At 61.2% G+C, this 23,216-nt stretch carries 24 protein-coding genes; 12 read left to right on the top strand and 12 right to left on the bottom strand.

The window, feature by feature from the left end:
• Positions 1-13: 13 nt before the first annotated feature.
• The 9 genes from AC1DY9_RS11950 to AC1DY9_RS11910 form a co-directional block, all read right to left on the bottom strand.
• The gene (locus tag AC1DY9_RS11950; protein ID WP_477666767.1) at positions 14-754 is read right to left on the bottom strand and encodes a DUF3025 domain-containing protein; all 741 of its coding nucleotides are present in this window, start codon (positions 752-754) and stop codon (positions 14-16) included.
• 47 nt (positions 755-801) lie between these two features.
• The gene (locus AC1DY9_RS11945; RefSeq protein WP_457281123.1) at positions 802-1,584 is read right to left on the bottom strand and encodes an NYN domain-containing protein; all 783 of its coding nucleotides are present in this window, start codon (positions 1,582-1,584) and stop codon (positions 802-804) included.
• Positions 1,584-2,651, bottom strand: a complete 1,068-nt coding sequence (gene pyrC / locus AC1DY9_RS11940) for a dihydroorotase (RefSeq protein ID WP_477666616.1) — start codon at positions 2,649-2,651, stop codon at positions 1,584-1,586. Before pyrC ends, AC1DY9_RS11945 begins: the two co-directional genes overlap by 1 nt.
• A 97-nt stretch (positions 2,652-2,748) precedes the next feature.
• Positions 2,749-3,486, bottom strand: a complete 738-nt coding sequence (locus AC1DY9_RS11935) for an amino acid ABC transporter ATP-binding protein (protein WP_457281125.1) — start codon at positions 3,484-3,486, stop codon at positions 2,749-2,751.
• Positions 3,487-3,541: 55 nt separating this feature from the next.
• Positions 3,542-4,231 carry an amino acid ABC transporter permease gene (locus AC1DY9_RS11930; protein ID WP_457281126.1) on the bottom strand — a complete coding sequence of 230 codons (690 nt, stop codon included), beginning with the start codon at positions 4,229-4,231 and terminating at the stop codon, positions 3,542-3,544.
• A 1-nt stretch (position 4,232) separates the two neighbouring features.
• Positions 4,233-4,955, bottom strand: coding sequence for an amino acid ABC transporter permease (locus tag AC1DY9_RS11925; protein WP_457281127.1), 723 nt, complete (start codon positions 4,953-4,955; stop codon positions 4,233-4,235).
• Positions 4,956-5,061: 106 nt separating this feature from the next.
• Positions 5,062-5,952 (bottom strand): transporter substrate-binding domain-containing protein, encoded by an 891-nt coding sequence (locus AC1DY9_RS11920; protein ID WP_457281128.1) that lies wholly within the window; start codon positions 5,950-5,952, stop codon positions 5,062-5,064.
• A gap of 541 nt (positions 5,953-6,493) precedes the next feature.
• The gene (locus AC1DY9_RS11915; RefSeq protein ID WP_457281129.1) at positions 6,494-7,456 is read right to left on the bottom strand and encodes a LysR substrate-binding domain-containing protein; all 963 of its coding nucleotides are present in this window, start codon (positions 7,454-7,456) and stop codon (positions 6,494-6,496) included.
• Between the two features lie 162 nt (positions 7,457-7,618).
• Complete coding sequence (locus tag AC1DY9_RS11910) at positions 7,619-9,469, bottom strand: ABCB family ABC transporter ATP-binding protein/permease (RefSeq protein WP_477666615.1); 1,851 nt, start codon at positions 9,467-9,469, stop codon at positions 7,619-7,621.
• A gap of 48 nt (positions 9,470-9,517) precedes the next feature.
• Between AC1DY9_RS11910 and AC1DY9_RS11905 the strand changes: the two genes are divergently transcribed.
• Entirely contained in the window at positions 9,518-9,955 is a 438-nt protein-coding gene (locus AC1DY9_RS11905; RefSeq protein WP_457281131.1) for an acyl-CoA thioesterase, read from the top strand.
• A 116-nt stretch (positions 9,956-10,071) separates the two neighbouring features.
• Here AC1DY9_RS11905 and AC1DY9_RS11900 read toward each other — a convergent pair whose 3' ends face one another.
• Together AC1DY9_RS11900 and AC1DY9_RS11895 are read right to left on the bottom strand one after the other, a co-directional pair.
• Positions 10,072-10,440 carry an AtuA-related protein gene (locus tag AC1DY9_RS11900; protein ID WP_477666614.1) on the bottom strand — a complete coding sequence of 123 codons (369 nt, stop codon included), beginning with the start codon at positions 10,438-10,440 and terminating at the stop codon, positions 10,072-10,074.
• Complete coding sequence (locus AC1DY9_RS11895) at positions 10,437-11,822, bottom strand: acyclic terpene utilization AtuA family protein (protein WP_477666613.1); 1,386 nt, start codon at positions 11,820-11,822, stop codon at positions 10,437-10,439. Before AC1DY9_RS11895 ends, AC1DY9_RS11900 begins: the two co-directional genes overlap by 4 nt.
• 108 nt (positions 11,823-11,930) lie before the next feature.
• Between AC1DY9_RS11895 and AC1DY9_RS11890 the strand changes: the two genes are divergently transcribed.
• The 8 genes from AC1DY9_RS11890 (at position 11,931) to AC1DY9_RS11855 (ending at position 20,153) form a co-directional block, all read left to right on the top strand.
• Positions 11,931-12,806 carry a branched-chain amino acid ABC transporter permease gene (locus AC1DY9_RS11890; RefSeq protein ID WP_477666612.1) on the top strand — a complete coding sequence of 292 codons (876 nt, stop codon included), beginning with the start codon at positions 11,931-11,933 and terminating at the stop codon, positions 12,804-12,806.
• 124 nt (positions 12,807-12,930) lie between these two features.
• Positions 12,931-14,007 (top strand): branched-chain amino acid ABC transporter permease, encoded by a 1,077-nt coding sequence (locus AC1DY9_RS11885; protein WP_457281135.1) that lies wholly within the window; start codon positions 12,931-12,933, stop codon positions 14,005-14,007.
• Entirely contained in the window at positions 14,004-14,801 is a 798-nt protein-coding gene (locus AC1DY9_RS11880) for an ABC transporter ATP-binding protein (RefSeq protein ID WP_477666611.1), read from the top strand. Before AC1DY9_RS11885 ends, AC1DY9_RS11880 begins: the two co-directional genes overlap by 4 nt.
• Positions 14,798-15,595: an ABC transporter ATP-binding protein gene (locus AC1DY9_RS11875; protein WP_457281137.1), complete on the top strand. Its 798-nt coding sequence runs from the start codon at positions 14,798-14,800 to the stop codon at positions 15,593-15,595. The genes AC1DY9_RS11880 and AC1DY9_RS11875 overlap by 4 nt, the downstream gene beginning before the upstream one ends.
• Positions 15,596-15,599: 4 nt before the next feature.
• Entirely contained in the window at positions 15,600-17,453 is a 1,854-nt protein-coding gene (locus AC1DY9_RS11870) for an AMP-dependent synthetase/ligase (RefSeq protein ID WP_457281138.1), read from the top strand.
• Between the two features lie 62 nt (positions 17,454-17,515).
• On the top strand, positions 17,516-18,691 hold the full coding sequence (locus tag AC1DY9_RS11865; RefSeq protein ID WP_477666610.1) for an ABC transporter substrate-binding protein: 1,176 nt from the start codon (positions 17,516-17,518) through the stop codon (positions 18,689-18,691).
• 178 nt (positions 18,692-18,869) lie between these two features.
• Entirely contained in the window at positions 18,870-19,490 is a 621-nt protein-coding gene (locus AC1DY9_RS11860; RefSeq protein ID WP_477666609.1) for a YdeI/OmpD-associated family protein, read from the top strand.
• Between the two features lie 114 nt (positions 19,491-19,604).
• A complete protein-coding gene (locus AC1DY9_RS11855) occupies positions 19,605-20,153 on the top strand; it encodes an MgtC/SapB family protein (protein ID WP_477648640.1) in 549 nt (182 codons plus the stop codon).
• Between the two features lie 25 nt (positions 20,154-20,178).
• Here AC1DY9_RS11855 and AC1DY9_RS11850 read toward each other — a convergent pair whose 3' ends face one another.
• Complete coding sequence (locus tag AC1DY9_RS11850; protein ID WP_477666608.1) at positions 20,179-20,622, bottom strand: hemerythrin domain-containing protein; 444 nt, start codon at positions 20,620-20,622, stop codon at positions 20,179-20,181.
• 180 nt (positions 20,623-20,802) lie between these two features.
• On the opposite strand from AC1DY9_RS11850, the gene AC1DY9_RS11845 reads away from it, so the two are divergent.
• The 3 genes from AC1DY9_RS11845 (at position 20,803) to AC1DY9_RS11835 (ending at position 23,201) form a co-directional block, all read left to right on the top strand.
• Positions 20,803-21,759 (top strand): complex I NDUFA9 subunit family protein, encoded by a 957-nt coding sequence (locus AC1DY9_RS11845; RefSeq protein ID WP_477666607.1) that lies wholly within the window; start codon positions 20,803-20,805, stop codon positions 21,757-21,759.
• Between the two features lie 440 nt (positions 21,760-22,199).
• Positions 22,200-22,883: a glutathione S-transferase family protein gene (locus AC1DY9_RS11840; RefSeq protein WP_457281144.1), complete on the top strand. Its 684-nt coding sequence runs from the start codon at positions 22,200-22,202 to the stop codon at positions 22,881-22,883.
• Between the two features lie 12 nt (positions 22,884-22,895).
• Complete coding sequence (locus tag AC1DY9_RS11835; protein WP_457281145.1) at positions 22,896-23,201, top strand: NIPSNAP family protein; 306 nt, start codon at positions 22,896-22,898, stop codon at positions 23,199-23,201.
• The last annotated feature ends 15 nt before the right edge of the window (positions 23,202-23,216 follow it).

The following is a 23,216-nucleotide window of genomic DNA, read 5'->3' as shown; positions in this document are numbered from 1 at the left end:
TGACGGCTGATCTCTATCTGTTGTTTTGCAGCCGTGGCGGTCGGAATACAAGGGAGTCATCATAAAAGGAAAAGTTCTCGTTCCCGGGCCACCAGCCGGGCACGCCCAGCACCGGCAAAGGAAGAAACGGCTTGCCGGCCAGCTTGTCCGCGCTCAGGTCGGCAGCAATCCAGCGGTCCAGATCTGCTATTGAATTGATAGCTGCTTGCGCCCGGTACACATGGGCTGTGATCGGTTTTCGTGGATAAATCAGTTTTTCCAGCAGCGCATGGCCAAACAGCACCAGCCGGGCCTGCGGCCAGAGTGGGCGCAAACCTACAAAGAGTTGCTGCCAGTCCCGGGCCGCCAACGCGTCCCACAAGGGTTGCGGCGCCGACAGGAAAGCAGCGTTCTCGTCAAAAAGCGTCAGCGCGTCACGGACCGGGCCGCGCACCTTTTGCACACCGGCCTGCGCAATCTCTGCAGCCTGCAATTGGTTGAGCTTCTTTTTGGTTTCGGGGAACTGCATCCAGCACAGGCCATTGAAAAAATCATGGGCACCTTCGCGCGTGGGGCATTCACCTGTCCTGAAAATAAAGCTCTCGTAAGCCTCACCGGCGGGCAATGCACTTTGGGGAACAAAGCGCACCGGGGCACGCTGCTCGGCATTCAGGGCCTGGTGCAGCGCAGTGCCCGCCGCAATGGCCTGGGCGACGCGTTCGCCAGGCTCCTGCCAGGGTTGCAGCCAGGGCTGGTTCCATGCCGGCATCGGCATGGCCGGCGCTGGCTGCAGGGCTGCAGCGACTCGCACCTGCAGGCCCCCTAGGCCCGGGCCGACTTGTTCAGTCGCTTGTCGCGCACTGCGACGGTCGACTTGCCTTCGTCGGCGATGTCAAACAGCTGGGTGGCCACCAGCAGCTTGGTCAGCGTGGCATAGCCGTAGTTGCGATGGTCAAACGAGGCCTGGTTGGCGATTTGCGTGCCCACAGCACCCACGCGCGCCCAACCCTCGTCGTCGGCTGCGGCCTGGACGGCATTGCGCAGCAGCATGACCAGCTTGGCGTCCTGCTTGAGCTGGGCGGGTGTGGCCCTGAGGGGCGCGGCGGCAACCGCCTCGCCATCGTCACGGCTGTCTCCGTGGGCACCGCCCGCCGCATCACTGACGGCGATGGGGCGCAGCTTGTCGAGGAACAGGAATCTCGAACACGCATTGACAAAAGGCTCCGGCGTTTTCTGCGCGCCAAAGCCGTAGACCGCTGCGCCCTTGGCGCGCAGGTGCATGACCAGCGGCGTGAAGTCGGCGTCCGACGAGACGATGCCAAAGGCGTCGGGCCGGTCGGTATAGAGCAGCTCCAGCGCGTCGATCACCATGGCCATGTCGCTGGCGTTCTTGCCTTTGGTGTAGTCGAACTGCTGCATGGGTCGGATGGCATGCTCGTGCAACACCTCTTCCCAGCCCTTGAGTTCATTCTTCTTCCAGTTGCCGTAGGCGCGGCGGATGTTCGTTTCGCCGAAGGTCGACAGCTCGTTGAGGATCAGGTCGATCTTGGACGCCGGCGAGTTGTCGGCATCAATGAGCAGGGCAACACGCGGCTTGTGGTCCATCAGGTGCTTTCTGAAGTGTGCAGTTTCCAGGGCAGGTTTTCACCCGAGCGCAAAGGCTTGAGCTCGGCCTCGCCGAAAGCAAAGCTCTCGGGCGGGTGCCAGCTTTCCTTCTTGAGCGTGATCCGGCCGGTATTGCGCGGCAAGCCGTAAAAATCCGCACCGTTGAAGCTGGCAAAGGCCTCAAGCTTGTCCAATGCGCCGGCTGCATCAAAGGCTTCGGCGTAAAGCTCCATGGCGGCGTGGGCGGTGTAGCAGCCTGCGCAGCCCGTTGCGTGCTCTTTGAGGTGCGCGGGGTGCGGTGCGCTGTCAGTACCCAGGAAAAAGCGGTTGTTGCCGCTGGTGGCAGCTTCTACCAATGCCAGACGATGCGTTTCGCGCTTGAGCACCGGCAGGCAGTAGTAGTGCGGGCGAATGCCGCCCGTGAAAATGGCATTGCGGTTGTAGAGCAGGTGGTGCGCGGTGACGGTCGCGCCCGTGAACTTGCCGGCATCGCGCACGTAATGGGCGGCTTCGCGGGTGGTGATGTGCTCAAACACGATCTTGAGCTCAGGGAAATCGCGGCGCAGCGGGATCAACTGGGTATCGATAAACACCGCCTCCCGGTCGAACAGGTCGATGTCGGAGGACGTCACCTCGCCATGCACCAGCAGCAGCAACCCTTCCTTTTGCATGGCCTCGAGTGTCTTGTAAGTCTTGCGCAGGTCGGTCACGCCGGCGTCGCTGTTGGTGGTGGCGCCAGCCGGGTATAGCTTGAGCGCCACAACACCGGTGTCTTTCGCGCGCTTGATCTCATCGGGTGGCAGGTTGTCGGTGAGGTAGAGCGTCATCAATGGCTCGAACTGCACGCCGGCCGGCACAGCGGCCTGGATGCGCTCCCGATACGCCGCCGCCTGGGCGGCCGTGGTCACCGGCGGGCGCAGGTTGGGCATGATGATGGCGCGGCCAAACTGTGCGGCCGTGTGCGGCACCACGGTGTGCAGGGCCTCGCCGTCGCGCACATGCAGGTGCCAATCGTCGGGCCGGGTGATGGTCAGGGTGGAGGCGGGTGTGCGGGTGGCTGAAGTCATGGCCTGAATTGTCGCACTGGTCACACCACCCGACCATCATGAGCCGCCATGAAAAAAGCCCCGGGGTTCGGGGCTTTTTTTCCGGGGCGCATGGCTTTCAGTGCGCCAGGATCTTGTTGAGGAAATCCTTGGTGCGCGCCTGGCGGTTTTCCGGGTGACTGAAAAACTCGTCCTTCGAGCAGTCTTCCAGAATCTTGCCGCCGACATCCATGAAAATCACGCGACTGCCCACTTTTTTGGCAAAGCCCATTTCGTGGGTCACCACCATCATGGTCATGCCTTCGACAGCCAGGCCCATCATGCAGTCCAGCACCTCGCCCACCATTTCCGGGTCCAGCGCGGAGGTGGGTTCGTCAAACAGCATGGCGATCGGGTCCATGCTGAGCGCGCGGGCAATCGCCACACGCTGCTGCTGGCCGCCGGAGAGCTGGCCGGGGAATTTATCCTTGTGCGCCATCAGGCCCACGCGATCCAGGTATTTGAGGCCGTGCTTTTTGGCCTCGTCGGGCTTGCGGCCCAGTACCTTGACCTGCGCCAGCGTCAGGTTCTCGGTCACGCTCAGGTGCGGGAACAGCTCGAAATTCTGGAACACCATGCCGACGCGGCTGCGCAGCTTGGGCAGGTCGGTCTTGGGGTCATGCACAGCCTTGCCGTCGACAAAGATCTGGCCCTTCTGGAAAGGCTCCAGCGCGTTGATGGTCTTGATGAGGGTGGATTTGCCCGAGCCCGATGGGCCGCAGACCACAACAACTTCACCCTTCTTGATGCTGGTGGTGCAGTTATTGAGAACCTGCACTTCACCGTACCATTTGGAAACTTCTTTCAACTCAATCATCTTCTTCTCCAGTGTGCTCTTTGAGAGATAGGGGGTGTTTTAAGAAACAGCGATCTCAGCGAATGATGGCGATTCTGCTGTTCAGGCGTTTGACCATGAAGGACAGCCCGAAGCAGATCACGAAATAAACCACGGCGGCCAGCAGGTAGGCCTCTTCAGGACGGCCGAAGATCTTGCCGGCGGTGCTGAAGCCCTTGAGCAGGTCGTAGGCGCCGATGGCGTAAACCAGCGAAGTATCCTGGAACAGGATGATGGTCTGGGTCAGCAGGATGGGCACCATGTTGCGGAAAGCCTGCGGCAGGATGATCAGCTTCATGTTCTGCGAATAGGTCATGCCCAGGGCACGGCCCGCATTGACCTGCCCACGCGAGATGGACTGGATGCCCGCACGCATGATTTCGCTGAAGTACGCAGCCTCAAAGGCCACGAAGGTGATGATGGCCGAAATCTCGGCGCGGTAGTTGGCCCCCCAGGCGCCGAAGGTCGTGTAGAACGACGCAGGTACCAGCAGGAAGAACCACAGGATCACCATGACCAGCGGAACGGAACGCATGCCGTTGACGTAGATGGTCGCGGGAACCGTCAGGAATTTTTTGCCCGACAGACGCATCAGCGCAAGCACGGTGCCGAAAATAATGCCGCCTATGGTGGCGATGACGGTCAGCTCGATGCTGAAAATAAAACCCTTGACGACGAACTGGGAAATCATCTCCCAGTTCAGGAAGCTCATGTCGAGTCCAAGCATGTCAGTGCCCTCCGCCCGTTGAGCCGGCTACGACGAAGCCGGGAATCTGGACCTTCTTTTCAACAAAGGCCATGACCCGGTTGACCGCGAAGGCAGAGATTGCATAAAGGGCCGTCACCGCCAGGTAGATCTCAATGCCGCGCGAAGTTTCTTCCTGCGCCTGCATGGCGAACATGGTGAGCTCGGCGATCGACACCGCGAAAGCCACGGAGGAATTTTTCAAGAGGTTCATCGACTCGCTGGTGAGCGGCGGAATGATGATGCGAAAAGCCATGGGCAGGATCACGTAGCGGTACGTCTGCACGGTGGTAAAGCCCATGGCCATGCCGGCATAGCGCTGGCCGCGCGGCAAGGCCTGCACGCCGGCCCTGACCTGCTCGGCAATACGCGCCGAGGTGAAAAATCCGAGAGCGAACACCACCAGGATGAAGCTGGGCAGCTCCTTCATGGCGGGGAAAATTTTGGGAACCACAAAGTACCAGATGAAAATCTGGACCAGCAAGGGAACGTTGCGAAACAGCTCGACCCAGGCATTGGCAAAGCGGACAAGCCACGGGCTGTTGGGCAAGGTGCGCAGTGTGCCGACCAGCGCGCCAAACAGCATGGCGATCACCCAGGATGCACCGGCGACGGACAGCGTCCAGCCCCATGCGTCAAACATCCATTGCAAGTAGGTTCGGCCACTACCGTCGTCATTTAGAAATACCTGCCAATCCCAAGTCATCACGGCTCCAGCAAAGGGTTGTTGTGTTGTTTTTCCATGCCACGGTAAACGAGAAACCCCGCCAGAGCATGATGTCCGGCGGGGTTCTCAATTTACCTGACCCGAATTACTTCTGGGCGTACTCTTCCATGGGCTTGTCGTTCGGATTGTCCCAGGCAGCCTTGGTGCTGGCGCTCAGTGCCAGGCCCACCTTGGTGTTCTTCGGAGGAATCGGCGACAGGAACCATTTGGTCCACAGCTTGTTCATCTCGCCCGACTTGATCATGCCCTTGACCGTGTCGTCGGCCAGGCGCTTGAGCAGCGGGTCATCCTTGCGGATCATGATGGCGATGGGCTCGACGCTCAACACTTCACCAACGATCTTGAAGTCCGAAGGCTTCTTGGCGGTGGCGATGTTGCCGGCCAGGATGGAACCGTCCATGACGAACGCATCGGCGCGGCCCGATTCGAGCAGCAGGAAGCTGTCGGAGTGGTCCTTGCCGAAGATTTCCTTGAACTCGACGCCGGTGGCGCGCTTGTTCTTGCGCAGCGTCTGCACGGAAGTGGTACCCGTGGTGGTGGCCACGGTCTTGCCGCTGAGCTGGGCAACGGAGGTGATGCCGGAGGTGGCTTTCACCGCGATGCGGACTTCTTCGACGAAGGTGGTCACGACGAAGGCCACGTCTTTTTGACGGGTCGCGTTGTTGGTGGTGGAGCCGCACTCGATGTCGACTGTGCCGTTTTGCACGAGGGGAATGCGGTTTTGCGAGGTCACGGGCTGGTATTTGACTTCCAGCTTGCGCTCGGCGGCTTTTTCGAGGCCGGCCAGGATGCGCTGGCAGATTTCGACGTGGTAGCCGGTGTATTTGCCGTCACCGAGGGTATAGGACAGTGCACCGGAGGAGTCACGCACGCCCATGGTCACAACGCCTGAAGCCTTGACTTTGGAAAGGGTGTCGGCAAACGCACCGCCGGTGGCGAGCAATGCAACAGACAGAGCGACTAGCTTGAGTTTCATGGAATCTCCTGTAATGAATGAAACGATTAGCGAACTATTCTAGAGAGTTGGTTCCCGGGCTACGCCTAGGTTTACCCGGCCTCTAAAAATGGGGGAAAGCGGACGGCGTGAAAGGGTTGATGGTTTTGCAAACCCGCAGCATTGACAGCAATTTCTGGGGTTTTCCAAAATGGTGCACGCATTAAAAGTCCGGAACTATACGGCAGATGTAAGCAGTCTTTGTGCCAGCGGACCGTCAGGCCGCCTGCACTCGTGGCCGCACAGGCTGGGCGATCACCCGAATGGCGCCGTGCCTTGCGCAGACCGATGCCGCACAAAGGGCCGTAAGGAAGGCAACGCAGACAGCAAATGAATCAACAAGCACGGGCAAGCACCAAAATTTGAACGTCACGAACTGTAAATTTGGAGATGTCAAAACACCAATGCTGTTTCGACGATCTTCCATGCATTTTTCTTATAACCACTTAGGGTTACTACTAGTCGTCAGTCTGATGCCAGCATTTGACCGCAAGGCCAGCCCGCTTAGGCAACTAGCGGTCGGCTAGCGCGATGCCGGTGCCCCCGCGCCGCGGCCGCCAGCCTTTTCCTTGCCGCCGGTTTGTGCCTGCAGGTAAGTCCACAAGGCCTGGGCATGGGTTTTGGCAGACTCCTTGGAGGTGGGCCGCTCACGGTACACGCGCACGTCCATGGTCATTTCCAGATTACCGCCGGCGCTGACCAGTTTTTTGGCCCTCAATTCCTTCTTGACGGCGCTGAGCGGCAAAAATGCGATGCCGTGGCCTTCCAGCGCCATCGCCTTCAGGCCTTCGGCCATATCGGTTTCGTACACCCGGTCCAGGTGGATGGCCGTGCTCGACTGCTTGAGGATCATGTCGACCATGCGGCCCAGGTAGGCGCCCGGCGCATAGCCCAGATAAGGCAAGGGCTGGCCGGCGCGGCCCGGCAGGCTGAACTCGGGCTCACCCGCGGAATTGGCCCTGACAAAAGGTGCCAGCACTTCCTGGCCCAACGACACCATTTCATAGCGGTCCGGGTCCAGCTGGAAAGGCTGGGAATCGTGGTGGTAGGCGATCAACAGGTCGCAGCTGCCTTCAACCAGTCGCAATACGGCATCGTGCACGTTCAGCGCGATCAAGCGGCTCTTGATGGGGCCGAACTTCTCGCGCAAGCTGCTGACCCAGGCCGGAAAGAAGGTAAATGCCAGGGTGTGCGGCACCGCGAACTCGATGACGTCCTGCCCGGCCGAGGTGTGGCCGCGCAGCATGGCGCGGGTCGACTGCAGGCCCTGCAGCATCTCCAGCGACTGGCTGTACAGGGTTTCTCCGGCAGGGGTGAGCCGCGTGGGATATGAGCTGCGGTCCACCAGGTCGGTACCGGCCCAGGCTTCCAGCGCCTGGATACGCCGTGAAAACGCGGGCTGGGTGACATGACGCAATTGGGCGGAGCGGCTGAAACTGCGGGTTTCAGCCAGGCTCACAAAATCTTCCAGCCATTTGGTTTCCATGAACCAATTATGCGAGCTCAGGCAGTCTTTCTACCTACGGGGAATCCCATGGCTACCTGGAAACCGCAAATTCCGGCCAACCGTGCCGGCATCAGCTTGCTATTAATTTTATAGCTGCTTGCGCCCGTCAGTTATGGTTAAAACCTGGATTTCACTTAAATCTCAAGCCTCTGCCGAACTCTGCTGCAGCGCCCACATGCGTGCATAAGCGCCCTCCATGGCCAGCAACTGTGCGTGCGTGCCGCGCTCCACAATGCGCCCGGCGTCCATCACCAGGATCTCATGCGCGTCCACCACGGTAGACAACCGGTGCGCAATCACCAGCGTGGTCTTGTTTTGCGCGGCAGTGCGCAGCTCGGCCTGGATGGCGCGCTCATTGGCCGAATCCAGCGCCGAAGTGGCTTCGTCAAAAATCACTACCGGCGGGTTTTTCAGCAAGGTGCGGGCAATGGCCACCCGCTGCTTTTCGCCGCCCGACAGCTTCAGGCCCCGCTCGCCCACCATGGTCTGGTAACCCAGCGGCGTAGAGGCAATAAACCCGTGGATGCGGGCCGCACGCGCCGCTTCCTCGACCTCGGCATGGCTGGCGCCCGGCTTGCCGTAGGCGATGTTGTATTCCACCGTGTCGTTGAACAGCACCGTGTCCTGCGGCACGATGCCGATGGACTGGCGCACGCTGGACTGTGTGACCTGCTTGATGTCCTGGCCGGCAATGGTGATGCAGCCCTGCTGGACATCGTAAAAGCGGTAGAGCAGGCGCGCCAGCGTGGACTTGCCGGCGCCCGAAGAGCCCACCACCGCGACGGTCTTGCCCGGCGGAATTTCAAAGCTCACGTTGTGCAGGATGGGCCGTGCCGGGTCGTAGGCAAAATTTACATTCTCAAAACGTACCGCCGGCGTACCTTCGATGACGATAGGCTGGGCACCCGGCACGTCGGCGATTTCACGCTCCCGCTCCATCAACACAAACATCTTGTCCAGGTCGGTCAGGCTTTGCTTGATCTCGCGGTAGATCACACCCAGGAAACCGAGCGGAATGTAGAGCTGGATCATGAAGGCATTGACCATCACCAGGTCGCCCAGCGTCATGCGACCGTCCACCACGCCCTGGGTTGCGCGCCAGAGCATGGCCACCAGCCCGATGGCGATGATGAGCTGCTGCCCGGTATTGAGCAGGCTCAGCGTGTTCTGGCTCTTGATGGCGGCGCGCCGGTAACGCTGCAGGTTTTCGTCGTAGCGTGCGGCTTCAAACTCTTCGTTGTTGAAATACTTGACGGTTTCGTAGTTCAGCAGCGAGTCGATGGCGCGGCTGTGGGCCGACGAATCGAGCTCATTCATGGCCTTGCGGAACTGTGTGCGCCATTCGGTCACCGTGACGGTGAAGAAAATGTAGAACACGAGCGCGATGCCCGTGATGCCGGCAAACCAGACGTCGAACTTGACGGCCAGCAGCGTCAGCACCAACGTCACTTCAATCAGCGTGGGGATGATGCTGTAGAGCGAGTACGAAATCAGCGAATGCACGCCGCGCGTGCCGCGCTCGATGTCGCGCGTCATGCCGCCGGTTTGCCGCTCCAGGTGAAAGCGCAGGCTGAGCGCATGCAGGTGCCGGAACACTTCCAGCGAAATCCGCCGCGCCGCGCCTTCGGTGGCTTTGGCAAACACCAGTTCGCGCAGTTCGGTAAAAAGCGTGGTCGACAGGCGCAGCAGGCCGTAGGCCAGCAGCAGCGCCACCGGCACCACCAGCACCGCCTGTGCGTCGCCCGGTTTGAAGTTCATGGCGTCGACCAGGTTCTTCAGCAAGAGCGGCACACCAACGTTGGCCATCTTGGCGCCCACCATGAAGCTCAGGGCCGCCAGCACGCGCCATTTGTAATCCCACAGGTAGGGGAAAAGGCGTTTGAGGGTGCCAAGGTCCGAGCGCTGGAACGCGATCGCCTTGCCGGCGCCCGGCGCTGACGCGGCGGCAGGCACAGCCAGGGAAGAATCAACAGCGGAAGCTCGGGAGCGCATGAGGGACAATCGTGTAGGTTGTTGTAATAACTTTTTCAGATTGTGCCTATGTCTACCGAATCAAGCACCCATACGGACATTCACGCCGAGGACGCCCTGAACGTCCAGTTGCCCACCGACAAGGAACTGGTGCTCAAGGTCATTCCCATGCCGGCCGACTGCAATGCCAACGGCGACATCTTCGGCGGCTGGGTCATGGCGCAGGTCGACCTGGCCGGCTCGGTGGTACCGGCCCGCCACGTGGACGGGCGCATGGCAACCGTGGCCGTCAACCAGTTCATCTTCAAGCAGCCGGTGCGGGTCGGCGACATCCTGTCGTTTTTCTCCTGCGTCACGCGTATCGGCACCACGTCCATCACGGTCCAGGTTGAGGTCTACGCCGAGCGCTTTCGCGCCCAGGGCCGCTACATCAAGGTCACGGAAGCCAGCCTGACTTACGTGGCCATTGACGATTTCGGCAAGCCCCGCAAGATTCCCAAGGCCTGACGCCCGGGTGCCAGGTACCTTCGCCGGCCACCTGGATGCTATTTATTTGATAGCTGCTTGCGCCCAATACAAAAGGCGTACAGGCTTTTTTTGCTTAAATTTTTACGCAATCCCCGTCAGGCACCCCACCAGCCCGCACGAGGGGCAGCCTGAGCTTCTTCCAGCTCTGCCTCGCTGACTTCGATCTCCATGCGCAGCAGCGCTGCTGCCATGGCCTTGCCCAGGTTGTCCATGCGCAGGTTGCGCGCACCACCGCCTTGCAGCGCGCCCTGCAATACCAGCTTGAGGGCCAGGATATTGGGCAAGCGCCAGCATTGCACCGCGCCCGGCAGCCAGGGCGCAAAGTGCGCCTGCACGCGTTCGGCCGTCACCTCGCGCTCCATGATCCGGTAGCCCGCCTCGTTCCAGGCAAAGAGGCCAAAGTCCACCCAGTCGGCCTTGTCGCCGCTGCGCGCATGCGCGAGCTTCACCAATTGCACCCTCATGACTGCAACACCTCCACACGCACCGCCGCCTCAACCGCTTGCCGGTCAATCAGCGCAGGCCAGATGCCCAGCAACTCACTGCTGTTGTTCAGGCCGTGAAAGCCGCAGGTATAGGCCGGCCCGCTCAAGGCCATCCACGGAAAGAGCCGGCCAAAACCTTCGGCCACCGCTTTGTCCTGCGTCCTGATCGCCATACGGACCCAGACTTCGTTGAGCTCCGCCAGCACTGCAGGTGCAGGCAGTGGCGCCAGTGGGCCATGTGCCGAGTTGAGCCCCGGGAATTCGACAAAGAGTTCGTCGTGCGCCTGGCGCTTTTCCCTCAGCCGGGCTTTCACCATCTCCACAGCTGCCAGTGCCTTGTCATGCGCATCAGGCCAGCTAAAGCCCCAGGTGACCTCGGCCTTGTAGCCGTCGCGAAACCCGCCCACCACCTTGAGTTGCGCGGGCCGCGCGTGGCCGCGCACGCCCGTCATGCGCACGGCATCGTCGCCCAGGTCTTCGAGCCGCACCGCCGATAAATCCATCACCACATCGGGCGAGGCATAGTGCCCCGGGTCGTGCACTTCATACAGCAGTTGCTGGCGCACCGTATCGAAATTGATGCGGCCACCCGTGCCCGGTGCCTTGGTGATCAGCGCCGTGCCGTCTACGCTGACCTCGGCGATGGGATAGCCGATGTGGGCGAGATCGGGAATGGCCTTCCACGCCTGCTGGCTGCCAAAGTTGCCGCCGCTGCCCTGGCCCGAACATTCGAGCAAGTGCCCCACCGCCAGCCCTTGCGCCAGCCGATCCAGCTCGGCCGGCGTTTTTGCGTCCTCCAGCTTCCAGTTGAATTCATGCACCAGCGGCGCCAGGAACAGCGCCGCATCGGCGACGCGCCCTGTCACCACAATATCGGCGCCCTGCTGCAGCGCCGACACAATAGGCCGCGCGCCCACATAGGCATTGGCAAACACCATGCGCTCGCGCACGGACTCAAACGCCTGGCCGTTGAACATATGCGGCGGCGCGAGCTCTGCGAGCTGCGGCAACACTTCGTCACCGGTGACCACCGCGATGCGCGCCTTCCATCCCTTGGCCGCAAACGCCGCGCGCAAGGCAGCGCCGGCGCCCGCAGGATTGAGCCCGCCCGCGTTGCAGATGAACTTGACGCCGCGCGCCTGCATCAACGGCCACAGCTTCATCAGCATGGGGACCACATCGCGTGCATAGCCCAGTGCAGGGTCGCGCTGCCGGTCCTTTTGCAGGATGGCCAGCGTCAGCTCGGCCAGATGGTCGCTTGCGATGTAGTGAACACCACCACGCTCAATGCTCGCGGCCACAGGCTCCCATGCGTCGCCGTAGAAACCCAGGCCGGCGCCGATTCGAACATTTCGTTCCATCTAGGGATTACGCTTGATCACCAAGGCGACACGTATTCGGAACAACCCCTAGCGACAGACCTTTAGGCGACAGCTATAACCAAAGCTCATTACAGGGGAGACCGCGACGTGCAATTCTTGCAACTGCTCATCAGCGGTATTGCCCAAGGCTGCATCTACGGGCTGATCGCGCTGGGCTTTGTGCTCATCTACAAGGCCACCGAGACGGTCAGCTTCGCGCAGGGCGAACTGATGATGCTGGGCGCGTTCGGCGGCCTGGCCTGCATGACCTTGCTGGGGTTTCCCTTCTGGCTGGCGGTGATCAGCGCGATTGCAGGTATGGCGTTGTTCGGCATGGTGCTGGAGCGCCTCGTAATACGCCCCATCCTCGGCCAGCCCGCGTTTTCCATCGTCATGCTCACCATCGGCGTCGGCTACACGGCGCGCGGCCTTATCACCATGATCCCCGGCATAGGCACCGAAACCTATGTGCTGCCCGTGCCCTACAAAGACCAGATCTGGAGCCTGGGCGCGCTGGTCATCAATGTCGAGCAGGTTGCCATCATCGTCACCACCGCAGCGCTGTGCCTCATCCTGTTTGCGATGTTCAAGTACAGCAAGCTGGGCATCGCCATGCAGGCGTCGTCGCAAAACCAGCTGGCTGCGTACTACATGGGCATTCCCGTCAAGCGGCTTAACGGCCTGGTGTGGGCACTGGCCTCGGCCGTCGCGGCGATTGCCGGGCTCCTGCTCGCGCCCATCACCTTTGTGCATGCCAACATGGGTTTTATCGGGCTCAAGGCTTTCCCGGCCGCGGTGGTAGGCGGTTTCGGCAGTCTGCCCGGCGCGATTGTGGGCGGGCTGGTGATCGGCCTGGTTGAATCGTTCTCGGGCTTTTATTTGCCCGACGGCTTCAAGGACATCGCCGCCTATGTGGTAGTGCTCATCATGCTGATGGTCAAGCCCAGCGGCCTGTTCGGCGAGAAGCTCCGAAAAAAAGTATGAAGAACAAGCAGGTCAACGCGTGCCATCCCTTAAAGCCAGGCCACCGTGGAACCGGCTTTGCCGGGCCGCTAGTGGCGCCCCCCGAGGGGGAGGCGCCGAAGGCGCTTCGGGGGGGAGCCTTCTCATGAGGTTCATCTTTAAAACCGATTACGGCCAGGACATCAAACTGGCCAAGCACGCAGGCCATGTGTTCTGGTACGGCGCACTGATGTTGCTGTTGCTAGCGGCACCGTGGTTGTTCCCCGAATACTGGCTCGCACAACTCACCTTCGTGATGATCTACGCCATCGCCGGGCTGGGCCTGATGTTGCTGGCGGGTTTCACCGGCCTCTTCTCTTTGGGGCACGCGGCCTTTCTGGGCGTCGGCGCTTACACGCAGGCGGTGATGACCAACGCCGGCCTGCCCTTTCCCATCGCCTTGTTGTGCGCCGCCGGGCTATCAGCCGCCGTGGGCCTGGTCGTGGGCCTGCCCGCCCTGCGCGTGAAGGGCATTTACCTCGGCATGGCGACGCTGTCTTTTGGCTTCATTGTTGAAGAAGTGTTTGCACGCTGGGAAAGTGTTACCGGCGGCAATGCGGGCATCCACATCAAGGCACCCGACATGTTCGGCTGGAAGCTGGCCAGCGGCGAGTCCTTCTATTTCCTCTGCCTCCTCATCACCGTGGCGGCCACGCTGGCCATCCTCAACCTGCTGCGCTCGCCCACGGGCCGGGCCTTTGTCGCGATCCGCGATTCCGAGATTTCGGCGCAGAGCATGGGTATCCACCTGGCGCGCTACAAGACGCTGTCTTTTGCGCTGTCTGCGGCGCTGGCCGGCGTGGCCGGCGCACTCTATGCGCACAAGCTGCAGTTCATCTCGCCCGACCAGTTCAACATCCTGCAGTCCATCGACCTGCTCTTGATGATCGTGATCGGCGGCGTGGGCTCGGTACACGGTGCTTTTCTGGGCGCCATCTTCCTGATCTCCATGCCGCAGGTGATTGGCCTCACCAAAGACTATTTGCCCGCCACCATAGGCCAGGCCCCCGGCCTGCAGGCGGCGGTCTACGGCATTGTGCTGATCGCCTTTGTGCTGTTTGAGCCGATGGGGCTGTATGGCCGCTGGCTGAAGATTCGCACCTATTTGCAGCTCTTTCCTTTCTACAGAAAAGGACTCTTTAAACGGCAGAAATCATTCCAGAAGTCAGATCGCCTGAAATGAGCACGACCCTCCTTTCCGCCAAAAACCTCAGCGTTCGCTTCGGCGGCGTGCTGGCGGTCAACAACGTGAGCTTTGACGTCAAGCAGGGCGAAGTCTTCACGCTCATCGGCCCCAACGGCGCGGGCAAGACCACGGTGTTCAACCTGATCAGCCGCATCTACACACCCACCACCGGCGAGATTGAATACCGCGGCGAAAAGCTCACCTACCAGCCGCCCCACAAGATTGCTTCGCTGGGTATTGCGCGCACCTTCCAGAACATCGAGCTGTTTGAGCACGCCACCGTGCTGCACAACCTGCTGATTGGCCGGCACACGCACCGGCAGACAGGTTTGCTGCACGACCTGTTTTTTACCGCCAGGGCGCGAGATGCCGAACTGCTGGCACGCGAAAAAGCCGAGCAGGTCATTGACTTCCTCGACCTGCAACATCACCGCGATTCGATGGTCGCAGGTCTTCCCTACGGCGTGCGCAAGGTGGTCGAGCTGGCGCGGGCGCTGTGCACCGAGCCGCAGTTGCTGCTGCTCGACGAGCCCTCTTCCGGCCTCAATGTGGAAGAAACCGGCGACATGGCCTTCTGGATCCAGGACATCCAGCATGAGCTGGGCATCACGGTGCTGATGGTCGAGCACGATATGTCACTGGTCTCCCGCGTGTCAGACCGCGTGCTGGCCATGAACCAGGGCGAGGTGCTGGCCATGGGCACGCCGCGCGAGGTACAGAACGATCCTGGCGTCATCGAAGCCTATCTGGGCTCGGTGGATGAGGTCACATCACTACGGAGGACAGCATGAGTGCGGTCCCTCCACCCGTCAGCGACCAACCCGTCCTGAAACTCCTCAACGTCGAGAGCTCCTACGGCCCCATAAAGGCCATACGCGGCATCAGCCTGCAGGTGCGCCGCAGCGAAATTGCCACGGTGCTGGGCTCCAACGGCGCGGGCAAATCCACCATCCTCAAGACCATCTCGGGCATCCTCGATCCGCGCAAGGGCTCCATCGACTTCAAGGGCGAGGACATCACGGCGCAGGACCCGGCTCATATCGTGCAGCAGGGCTTGTCGCATGTGCCTGAGGGACGCGAGGTATTCCCTTTGCTCAGCGTACGCGACAATCTGCTGATGGGTGCCTACACCCGCAAGGACCGCGACGGCGTGGCGCTCGACATGGAAGCGGTGTACGGCTACTTCCCGATCCTGAAAGAGCGCGCCCTGCAAGACGCCGGGCTGCTGTCGGGCGGGCAGCAGCAGATGCTGGCAATCTCGCGCGCGCTCATGGCTTCGCCCGACCTGATCCTTCTCGACGAACCCAGCCTGGGCTTGTCACCCAAGCTCACCAAGGAAATTTTCGAGATCGTGGTGCGCATCAACCGCGAGCGCGGCACCACTATCCTGCTGGTCGAGCAGAACGCCAACATGGCGCTCAACGCGTCGGACTACGGCTATGTGCTGGAAAACGGCCGCATCGTGATGGAAGACACCTGCGCCCGCCTGCGCGAGAAAGAGGACATCAAGGAGTTCTACCTCGGCATGAAAGAAGACGGCGTGCGCGGCGAGCGGCGTTGGAAGAAAAAGAAGACGTGGCGGTGACTGAATGAGCAATCTTTGGGATCTTTCACACATCCAGCCCGAGCATGCCATCGTCATGCCAGGCGAAACCATCCCTGCGGTGTTCTGGAACGCGGTGGAGCAGCGCAGCCACAAAACCTGGATGCGGCAGAAAAAGCTCGGCATCTGGCGCAGCTGGACCTGGACGCAAACCGGCGATGCGGTGCGCGAAATCGCCGCCGGGCTGCTCGCCCTGGGCTTTCCGCGCGGCGAATGCGCCTCCATCCTTTCCAACACCGTCATCGAATGGGTGCTGGCCGATCTGGCGGTGCTCAGCTGCGGCGGGGTTTGCAGCGGCATCTACCCCACCGACGCCGCCTCGCAGGTGCACTACCTCTGTGAAGATTCGCGCACCACCACGCTATTTGTCGAAGACGACGAGCAGCTCGACAAGGCGCTGGAAGTGCGGCCGCAATTGCCCCTGCTCCGCAAGATCATCGTGTTCGACACCGAGGGCCTGCGCGACCTGAATGACCCCGGCGTGATGGGACTGGACGAGCTGCGCGCGCTGGGCCGCAGCTACCTGGCCGACCATCCCAACACGGTGAAAGACAGCGCCGCTGCCTGCAAACCTGAAGACCTGGCCATCCTGGTCTACACCTCTGGCACCACCGGCAAACCCAAGGGCGCGATGCACAGCCAGCGCGGACTGGTGTTTACCGCACGTGGCTACAACACACTCGTCGCGCAAAACGAAGACGACGAGCGCATGTGCTTTTTGCCGCTGTGCCATATCGCCGAGCGCATGGGCGGTGAATACTTTGCGATGTACGCGGGCGCCAAACTCAACTTTGTCGAGAATCCCGAGACCATTCCTGAAAACGTGCGTGAGATCGCACCCACGGTGTTCACCGCCGTGCCGCGTGTGTGGGAGAAGTTTTATTCCGGCGTGATGATCGCACTGAAGGAAGCCAGCTGGCTGCAGCAGGCCGCCTATACCTGGAGCATTGGCGTGGGCATGCGCATCGCCGACACCGTGCTGGCCGGCCAACCGGTCAGCACATCGCTCAAGGCCCGCTTCACGCTGGCGCGCTGGCTGGCACTCAACAACACGCGAAAGCTGATCGGCATTCACAAGGCGCGGTTTTGCGTCACGGGTGCGGCGCCCATTTCGCCCGACCTGGTGAAGTGGTACATGGCGTTGGGGGTTCCCATGCTGGAGGTCTGGGGCATGACGGAAACCTGCGGCGCCGCCAGCGGCGTGCCGGCCAGTTGCATGAAGCCCGGCTCCATAGGCCCGGCCGCCGGCTACAACGAGATGCGGCTGGACCCGGCCACTGGCGAGATCCTGGTGCGCGGCACCAATGTTTTTTTGGGTTACCTGAACCAGCCTGAAAAAACCGCCGAGACGCTGGATGCCGAGGGCTGGCTGCACACCGGCGACGTTGGCGTGATGGACGCGCAAGGGTTTTTCCGGATCACCGACCGGATGAAGGACATCATCATCACCGCCGGCGGCAAGAACGTGACGCCCAGCGAGCTGGAAAACGAACTCAAGTTCTCGCCCTACATCACCGACGCGGTGGTCATCGGTGACAAGCGCGCCTACCTCACCGTCATCATCATGATCGACCAGGAAAACGTCGAGAAATTCGCCCAGGATGCGGACATACCCTTCAGTAATTACGCCAGCTTGACGCGGGCCACTGAAGTGCAAGAATTGATCCAGTCGGAGATCGACCGGGTCAACAAGAAGTTTGCGCGGGTCGAGCAGATCAAGAAATTCTTCCTGCTCGACACGCAGCTCACGGCGGAAGACGAAGAGCTCACGCCGACCATGAAGCTCAAGCGCAAACTCGTAGAAAAAAAATACGCCCCGCAAATTGAGGCCATGTACTGAGCCCTTCGCCAGCACCGTGTATCGAGTGAACCAGAAACAAGAACCATTAAGGAGACAAAACCATGAAACTGAAGTCAACCGCCGTTCTTTCCGCGCTGGCCTGTGCAGCCGCCTTGTCGGCAGCCACAGCACAGGCGCAAAGCCAGGGCGTCAGCAAAACCGAGATCACGCTCGGCTCCATCCAGGACCTGTCGGGACCGCTCGCGGGCTTCGGCAAACAGATCCGCAACGGCATGACGCTGCGGGTGGACGAACTTAACGAACAAGGCGGCATCAACGGCCGCAAGGTCAAGCTGATCGTCGAGGATTCGGGCTACGACCCGAAGAAGGCGGTGCTGGCGGCGCAAAAGCTGGTGAACCAGGACAAGATTTTCGCCATGGTCGGCCACCTGGGCACGGCGCAAAACCTGGCCGCCATGCCGGTGCAGTTCGAAAAAAACGTCATCAACTTCTTCCCGGTGACGGCCGCACGCGAAATGTACGAGCCCTTCCACAAGCTCAAGTACTCCTTCGCTGCCACTTACTACGACCAGATGAAGTCGGCCGTGCCCAAGCTGGTGAAGGAAAAGAACGCCAAAAAGGTCTGCTCGATGTACCAGGACGATGAGTTCGGCCTCGAAGTGCAGCGCGGCGCCGATGATGGCCTGAAGACCCTCGGCATGACCATGGTCGAGAAAACTTCCTTCAAGCGCGGCGCCACTGATTTCTCGTCGCAGATCGCCAAGCTCAAGGCTTCTGAATGCGACCTGGTGGTGTTGGGTACCATCATCCGCGAAACCATTGGCGGCATCGGCACCGCGCGCAAGCTGGGCTACAACCCCGTCTTCCTGGGCTCCAGCGCCGCCTACACCGACCTGATCCACAAGCTGGGCGGCAAGGCCATGGACGGCCTCTACGCCACCATGACGGTGCAAAACCCCTACCTGGACGAAGCCTCGCAGCCCATCCGCTTCTGGGCCAACAAGTACAAGACCGCCTTCAATGAAGACCCGACGGTGTTCTCGGTCTACGGCTATACGGTGGTCGACAGCTTTATCCGTGCATCGCAGAAAGCCGGCGCCAGCCTGACAACCGAGAGCTTCATCAAGGCCATGGACACCATGGTGATCCCGGCCGACATCTTCGGCAGCTCTGAAGGCAAGTTTGGCCCGCAAAAACGCCTGGGCAACAACCAGTCGCGCCTGTCGATGTTGCAGGACGCGCGCTGGAAAGTAGTGTCTGACTACATCACGCAGTGAAGTCAGCAGCGACTGCCAGCCGCGACTCCGAAAAACCACCTCCGGGTGGTTTTTTTATGCAAAAAAGTGGCTGGACCCTTTAAATATCTGCGCGATCAGCTCCTGAATTAATAGCACTCGCCCTCCACTGATCGCCTCGTGGCTTGCCGTGAGCCCCGTGTATCACGCAGAATGCGGCATGCCCGCCCCCGCCAAACCCGCTTCCAAAACGCCTGCCAGGACTCCCGCCGCCCCGCTTGCCACCGTGCGCTGCAAAGACACCCAGGCCTTCACGAAGTGGCTGGCCAAACACCACACCGACAGCACCGGCGTCTGGCTGCAAATCGCCAAGAAGGATTCGGGAATCGCCTCCATCACCCACGCCGAAGCGCTGGAAGCGGCGCTCTGCCACGGCTGGATAGACGGCCAGAGGAATTCCATGGACGCGCAGTATTTTTTGCAGAAGTTCACCCCGCGGCGTGCCCGCAGCACCTGGTCCAAAGTCAACTGCGCCAAGGCCCTGGCACTGATTGAATCCGGCGACATGCAGCCGGCGGGACTGGCCGAGGTTGAACGCGCCAAAGCCGACGGCCGCTGGGATGCGGCCTACGACGCGCAGAGCAAGATGGCGGTGCCTGGCGACCTGGCGGCGTTGCTCGCGAAGAGCGCCAAAGCCAAGGCCTTCTTCGAAACACTGGACTCACGCAATCGCTTCGCCATTTTGTTCAGGCTGCAAACCGCCAAGAAAGCCGAGACACGCGAGCGCCGGCTGGTGAAGTTCGCCGACATGCTCAAGCGGGGTGAAAAAATCCATCCCTGACAGTGGACAGGGCCTTTTCGGTGACGCCGTACGGCAGACGCGCTACAGTCAATCGGGCGAGCCCATCCCTCAACCGAACACGTAAGAACCTGTTTACGATCTAAAGGAGTCCGCATGGCGTCCACCTGGTGGCAGCAAGTCGGTGAAACCATCGCCTCGGAGTTTTCAGATTTGCCCGATGCCGAGCAGGCCACGCGCGTCATGGTGCGCCTCACGCTGGCGGCGTTGCTGGGCGGCCTGCTGGGCATAGAGCGCGAGCAAAAGGGCAAGGCCGCCGGCGTGCGCACGCACATGCTGGTGGCCATGGGTTCTGCGATGTTCGTGCTGGTGTCGCAGCAGTCCGGCATGATCACCGCCGACTTGAGCCGGGTGATTCAGGGCGTGATTGCCGGCATCGGCTTTCTGGGCGCGGGCACCATCCTCAAGGGCCACATCAAGGGCAACCCCGACGAAGAGCAGGTCAAGGGCCTGACCACCGCCGCCGGCATCTGGCTGACGGCGGCCATTGGCGTGGCGGCCGGCATGGGCCGTGAAAGCACTGCGGTCCTCAGCACCCTGCTGGCGCTCGGCATCCTGGCGCTGGTGCCGCGCCTGGTGCGTTTTCTGGAAAAACCCGAACCGCTGCTCAAGCCTGACGGCGACAAGCGCGGGGACGGTTCATAAGCTCGTCCAGGGGCGCCGTGGTGGTTTAATTTTTCGTGCGCTGCGAGACGAACTCGCCTTCATAACCCTTGGCCAGCGAAAGCTTTTCGGCTTCACTCAGCACTTTTCCTGCCAGCTGGAACACACCCTGCTCCTCGTCTTCAAGGTGGTGATAAATCTTGTGGTGCAGCTCTTTGGCAGTGGCCAGCCAGGCGGGCGAGCTGAAATCGGTTTCTTCCAGCGTTTCCACCAGCTTGTCCATCTGGTGGTGCTCGGCAATGCCGTGGCGTGAGGGTTCCTGCGTCATGTCGTGCGCGATCAGCGGCACATAAAAAAAGCGCTCCTCCGCCGCGGCATGCGCCGCGAGTTCGAGCTTGAGTTCCTTGAACAGCGTGGCTCTTTCCTTGCTGTCGCCCTGCGTTTGGATGAGGTTGTCCGCCAGGGCGCGCTGGGTGACATGGCTTGTTCGCAGTGCTTCAAAAATGTTCATTCAACCATTATGGGGACGGTGCACGCCCTGGCGTGTAGGTCAAGGGCGGATCCTGCAGGGCCAAAAATCGCTATTAATTTGATAGCTGCTTGCGCTCACCCAGCATGGCCTGTAGGCCTGAATGGTCAAAAAATGGGCCAACAGGGCGCAGGGCACGGTAAAAGCGCTAAATTAGGGGTTATGAACAAAATCCTTCTTCTTGGCGGAACCGGCTTCGTCGGCGCGCACGTCTGTGAAAAACTGGCGCGGCTGCAATGCCGCGTCACCGTGGTCACACGCCGGCAGGCCAGCGCCCGCCACCTGCAAATGCTGCCGCTGGTCGACGTGATTGAGGCCGACGCCCACGATGCTTCCTCGCTGGCACCGCTGCTGGCCGGACACGACGCCGTGGTCAACCTGATTGCCATCCTTCACGGCACAGAGGCCGCGTTCGACAAGGCGCATGTGCAACTGCCGCTGGAGCTGGCCCGGGCCTGCGAAGCCAGCGGCCTCAGGCGCATCGTTCACATCAGCGCCCTGGGCGCTTCGCCCGGTTCGGCATCGATGTACCAGCGCAGCAAGGCGCGCGGCGAAGCCGTGCTGCTCAGCACCGGGCTGGATGTGACTGTACTGCGGCCCAGCGTGATCTTTGGTGCCGAAGATAAATTCCTCAACACCTTTGCCCGGCTCCAGCAGATCTTTCCGGTGGTTCCGCTCGCAGCCGCCGATGCGCGCTTTCAGCCCGTCTGGGTGGAAGATGTCGCCGACGCCATCGTGCACTGCCTGCAAGACCCCGACACCGCCGGCCAGATCTATGAAGTTTGCGGGCCCGACGTGTTCACGCTGCGCCAGCTGGTCGGGCTGGCCGGCCGCTACGCCGGTATCAACGGTGGCAAGGGCCGTCCGGTGATCAGCTTGCCGGATTCCCTGGGGCGCCTGCAGGCGCGCCTCATGGAGTTCGCGCCCGGAGAGCCGCTGCTGAGCCGCGACAACCTCGACGCCATGGCCACCGACAACGTGGCCACCGGCAAGCTGCCCGGCCTGCAGGCACTGGGTGTTCACCCTGCCGCGCTGGATGCGGTGGGGCCTTCTTATCTGGGAGCGCAGGGCTTGCGCAGCGGGCTGACGGCCAAGCGTAAAACCGCCGGCCGTTTTTAGGCCCCCACGGTGGAATAGGGCCCCCACGGTCGCTCACTTCGTGTAGCTCCCTGCCCCCCGAGGGGGCCGCCCGCCTGCGGCCTGGCAAAGCCGAAAACAGGCACACCCCTATCGGGCTCACTGTGTGTAGCCCTTTTCCCCTTGCAGGGGACTGTGCCTGTGGCCCGGCAAAGCCGGTTCCACGGCTCACGCTGGCTTGAAGAGTGCAATGGGCGTGATGAGTGCTAGGCTATTTCGCCAGCGGCGGCCGTGGGACTGGCTTCGCCAGACCGCAGGCGCCGCCCCCTTGAGGGGGGAACGGGCTACACGCAGTGAGCCTGGACGGGGGTTGGCATTAATTCAGGGGATTTTTTGCATCAATAGCGCGTTGGTGCGGCGGTAGCATCGCAAGTCGTTTCACTTTGACTTCTTTCCTTCATCGTCAGCAGAACAGGGACACCATGCTCAAGCTCTACATCGGCAATAAAAACTACTCCTCCTGGTCCATGCGCCCCTGGGTGCTGCTCAAGCAGGCCGGCATTCCCTTTGAAGAAATCAAGCTGCGCTTTGACTCGTTCGATGCCAACTCGAGTTTCAAGGAAAAAATCGGCGGCGTGAACCCGACCGGCCGGGTGCCGGCGCTGGACGATGACGGTTTTGTCGTCTGGGACACGCTGGCGATTGCTGAATACCTCGCGGAACGCTTTCCCGAGAAAAAGCTCTGGCCGCAGGATGTGAAAGCGCGCGCCCGGGCGCGCAGCGTATGCGCTGAAATGCACAGCGGCTTTGGCGCGCTGCGTTCGGCCTGCCCCATGAACATCGAAGCAGACCTGTCGGACATGGGCCAGCTGATTTGGCGCGACAAATCGGCCGTGCGTGCCGACGTGCAGCGCATCGTCGAGATGTGGAGCGAGCTGCTGGAGCAGCACAAAGGCCCCATGCTGTTCGGCGAATTCAGCATTGCAGACGCTTTTTTTGCACCCGTCTGCATGCGCCTGAGCCGCTACGGCTTGCCGGTGCCTGCCGGGATCGGCGCTTACATCCAGCGCGTGAGCGCCTTGCCGGGCGTGAAAGCCTGGATCGACGACGCGCTGGCCGAGAACGATTTCCGCGAATTCGAAGAGCCCTACCGCGTCAAGCGCTGAACGGGAGACATCATGGTCACCATCTATCTGCGCTACGTGCTCAACACCGCCAAACTCAAGGAGTTCGAGCACTACGGCAAGCTGTGGATTCCGCTGGTCGAGAAATTCGGCGGCACGCACCACGGCTACTTCATGCCCAGCGAAGGCGCCAACAACATTGCATTGGCCTTGTTCACCTTTGAGAGCCTGGCGGCCTACGAGATTTACCGCCAGAGCTCTTTTGCGGACCAGGAATGCCTGGCGGCTTTCAAATACGCGGAGACCACAGGCTGCATCATCAGCTACGAACGAAGCTTCTTCCGGCCGGTGTTCTCCTGAGTCCAGGCCTGGGGC

The organism is Polaromonas sp. P1_F6 (assembly GCF_056405695.1).
Note: the sequence above shows the minus strand (reverse complement) of the source record. Positions and strands in the feature narration are given on the sequence as shown.

What these genes read in the sequence shown, in the direction of transcription:
- AC1DY9_RS11950 (WP_477666767.1), bottom strand. Translation starts at nt 754, where the DNA reads ATGCCGATGCCGGCATGGAACCAGCCCTGGCTGCAACCCTGGCAGGAG.
- AC1DY9_RS11945 (WP_457281123.1), bottom strand. Translation starts at nt 1,584, where the DNA reads ATGGACCACAAGCCGCGTGTTGCCCTGCTCATTGATGCCGACAACTCG.
- pyrC (WP_477666616.1), bottom strand. Translation starts at nt 2,651, where the DNA reads ATGACTTCAGCCACCCGCACACCCGCCTCCACCCTGACCATCACCCGG.
- AC1DY9_RS11935 (WP_457281125.1), bottom strand. Translation starts at nt 3,486, where the DNA reads ATGATTGAGTTGAAAGAAGTTTCCAAATGGTACGGTGAAGTGCAGGTT.
- AC1DY9_RS11930 (WP_457281126.1), bottom strand. Translation starts at nt 4,231, where the DNA reads ATGCTTGGACTCGACATGAGCTTCCTGAACTGGGAGATGATTTCCCAG.
- AC1DY9_RS11925 (WP_457281127.1), bottom strand. Translation starts at nt 4,955, where the DNA reads ATGACTTGGGATTGGCAGGTATTTCTAAATGACGACGGTAGTGGCCGA.
- AC1DY9_RS11920 (WP_457281128.1), bottom strand. Translation starts at nt 5,952, where the DNA reads ATGAAACTCAAGCTAGTCGCTCTGTCTGTTGCATTGCTCGCCACCGGC.
- AC1DY9_RS11915 (WP_457281129.1), bottom strand. Translation starts at nt 7,456, where the DNA reads ATGGAAACCAAATGGCTGGAAGATTTTGTGAGCCTGGCTGAAACCCGC.
- AC1DY9_RS11910 (WP_477666615.1), bottom strand. Translation starts at nt 9,469, where the DNA reads ATGCGCTCCCGAGCTTCCGCTGTTGATTCTTCCCTGGCTGTGCCTGCC.
- AC1DY9_RS11905 (WP_457281131.1), top strand. Translation starts at nt 9,518, where the DNA reads ATGTCTACCGAATCAAGCACCCATACGGACATTCACGCCGAGGACGCC.
- AC1DY9_RS11900 (WP_477666614.1), bottom strand. Translation starts at nt 10,440, where the DNA reads ATGAGGGTGCAATTGGTGAAGCTCGCGCATGCGCGCAGCGGCGACAAG.
- AC1DY9_RS11895 (WP_477666613.1), bottom strand. Translation starts at nt 11,822, where the DNA reads ATGGAACGAAATGTTCGAATCGGCGCCGGCCTGGGTTTCTACGGCGAC.
- AC1DY9_RS11885 (WP_457281135.1), top strand. Translation starts at nt 12,931, where the DNA reads ATGAGGTTCATCTTTAAAACCGATTACGGCCAGGACATCAAACTGGCC.
- AC1DY9_RS11880 (WP_477666611.1), top strand. Translation starts at nt 14,004, where the DNA reads ATGAGCACGACCCTCCTTTCCGCCAAAAACCTCAGCGTTCGCTTCGGC.
- AC1DY9_RS11875 (WP_457281137.1), top strand. Translation starts at nt 14,798, where the DNA reads ATGAGTGCGGTCCCTCCACCCGTCAGCGACCAACCCGTCCTGAAACTC.
- AC1DY9_RS11870 (WP_457281138.1), top strand. Translation starts at nt 15,600, where the DNA reads ATGAGCAATCTTTGGGATCTTTCACACATCCAGCCCGAGCATGCCATC.
- AC1DY9_RS11865 (WP_477666610.1), top strand. Translation starts at nt 17,516, where the DNA reads ATGAAACTGAAGTCAACCGCCGTTCTTTCCGCGCTGGCCTGTGCAGCC.
- AC1DY9_RS11860 (WP_477666609.1), top strand. Translation starts at nt 18,870, where the DNA reads ATGCCCGCCCCCGCCAAACCCGCTTCCAAAACGCCTGCCAGGACTCCC.
- AC1DY9_RS11855 (WP_477648640.1), top strand. Translation starts at nt 19,605, where the DNA reads ATGGCGTCCACCTGGTGGCAGCAAGTCGGTGAAACCATCGCCTCGGAG.
- AC1DY9_RS11850 (WP_477666608.1), bottom strand. Translation starts at nt 20,622, where the DNA reads ATGAACATTTTTGAAGCACTGCGAACAAGCCATGTCACCCAGCGCGCC.
- AC1DY9_RS11845 (WP_477666607.1), top strand. Translation starts at nt 20,803, where the DNA reads ATGAACAAAATCCTTCTTCTTGGCGGAACCGGCTTCGTCGGCGCGCAC.
- AC1DY9_RS11840 (WP_457281144.1), top strand. Translation starts at nt 22,200, where the DNA reads ATGCTCAAGCTCTACATCGGCAATAAAAACTACTCCTCCTGGTCCATG.
- AC1DY9_RS11835 (WP_457281145.1), top strand. Translation starts at nt 22,896, where the DNA reads ATGGTCACCATCTATCTGCGCTACGTGCTCAACACCGCCAAACTCAAG.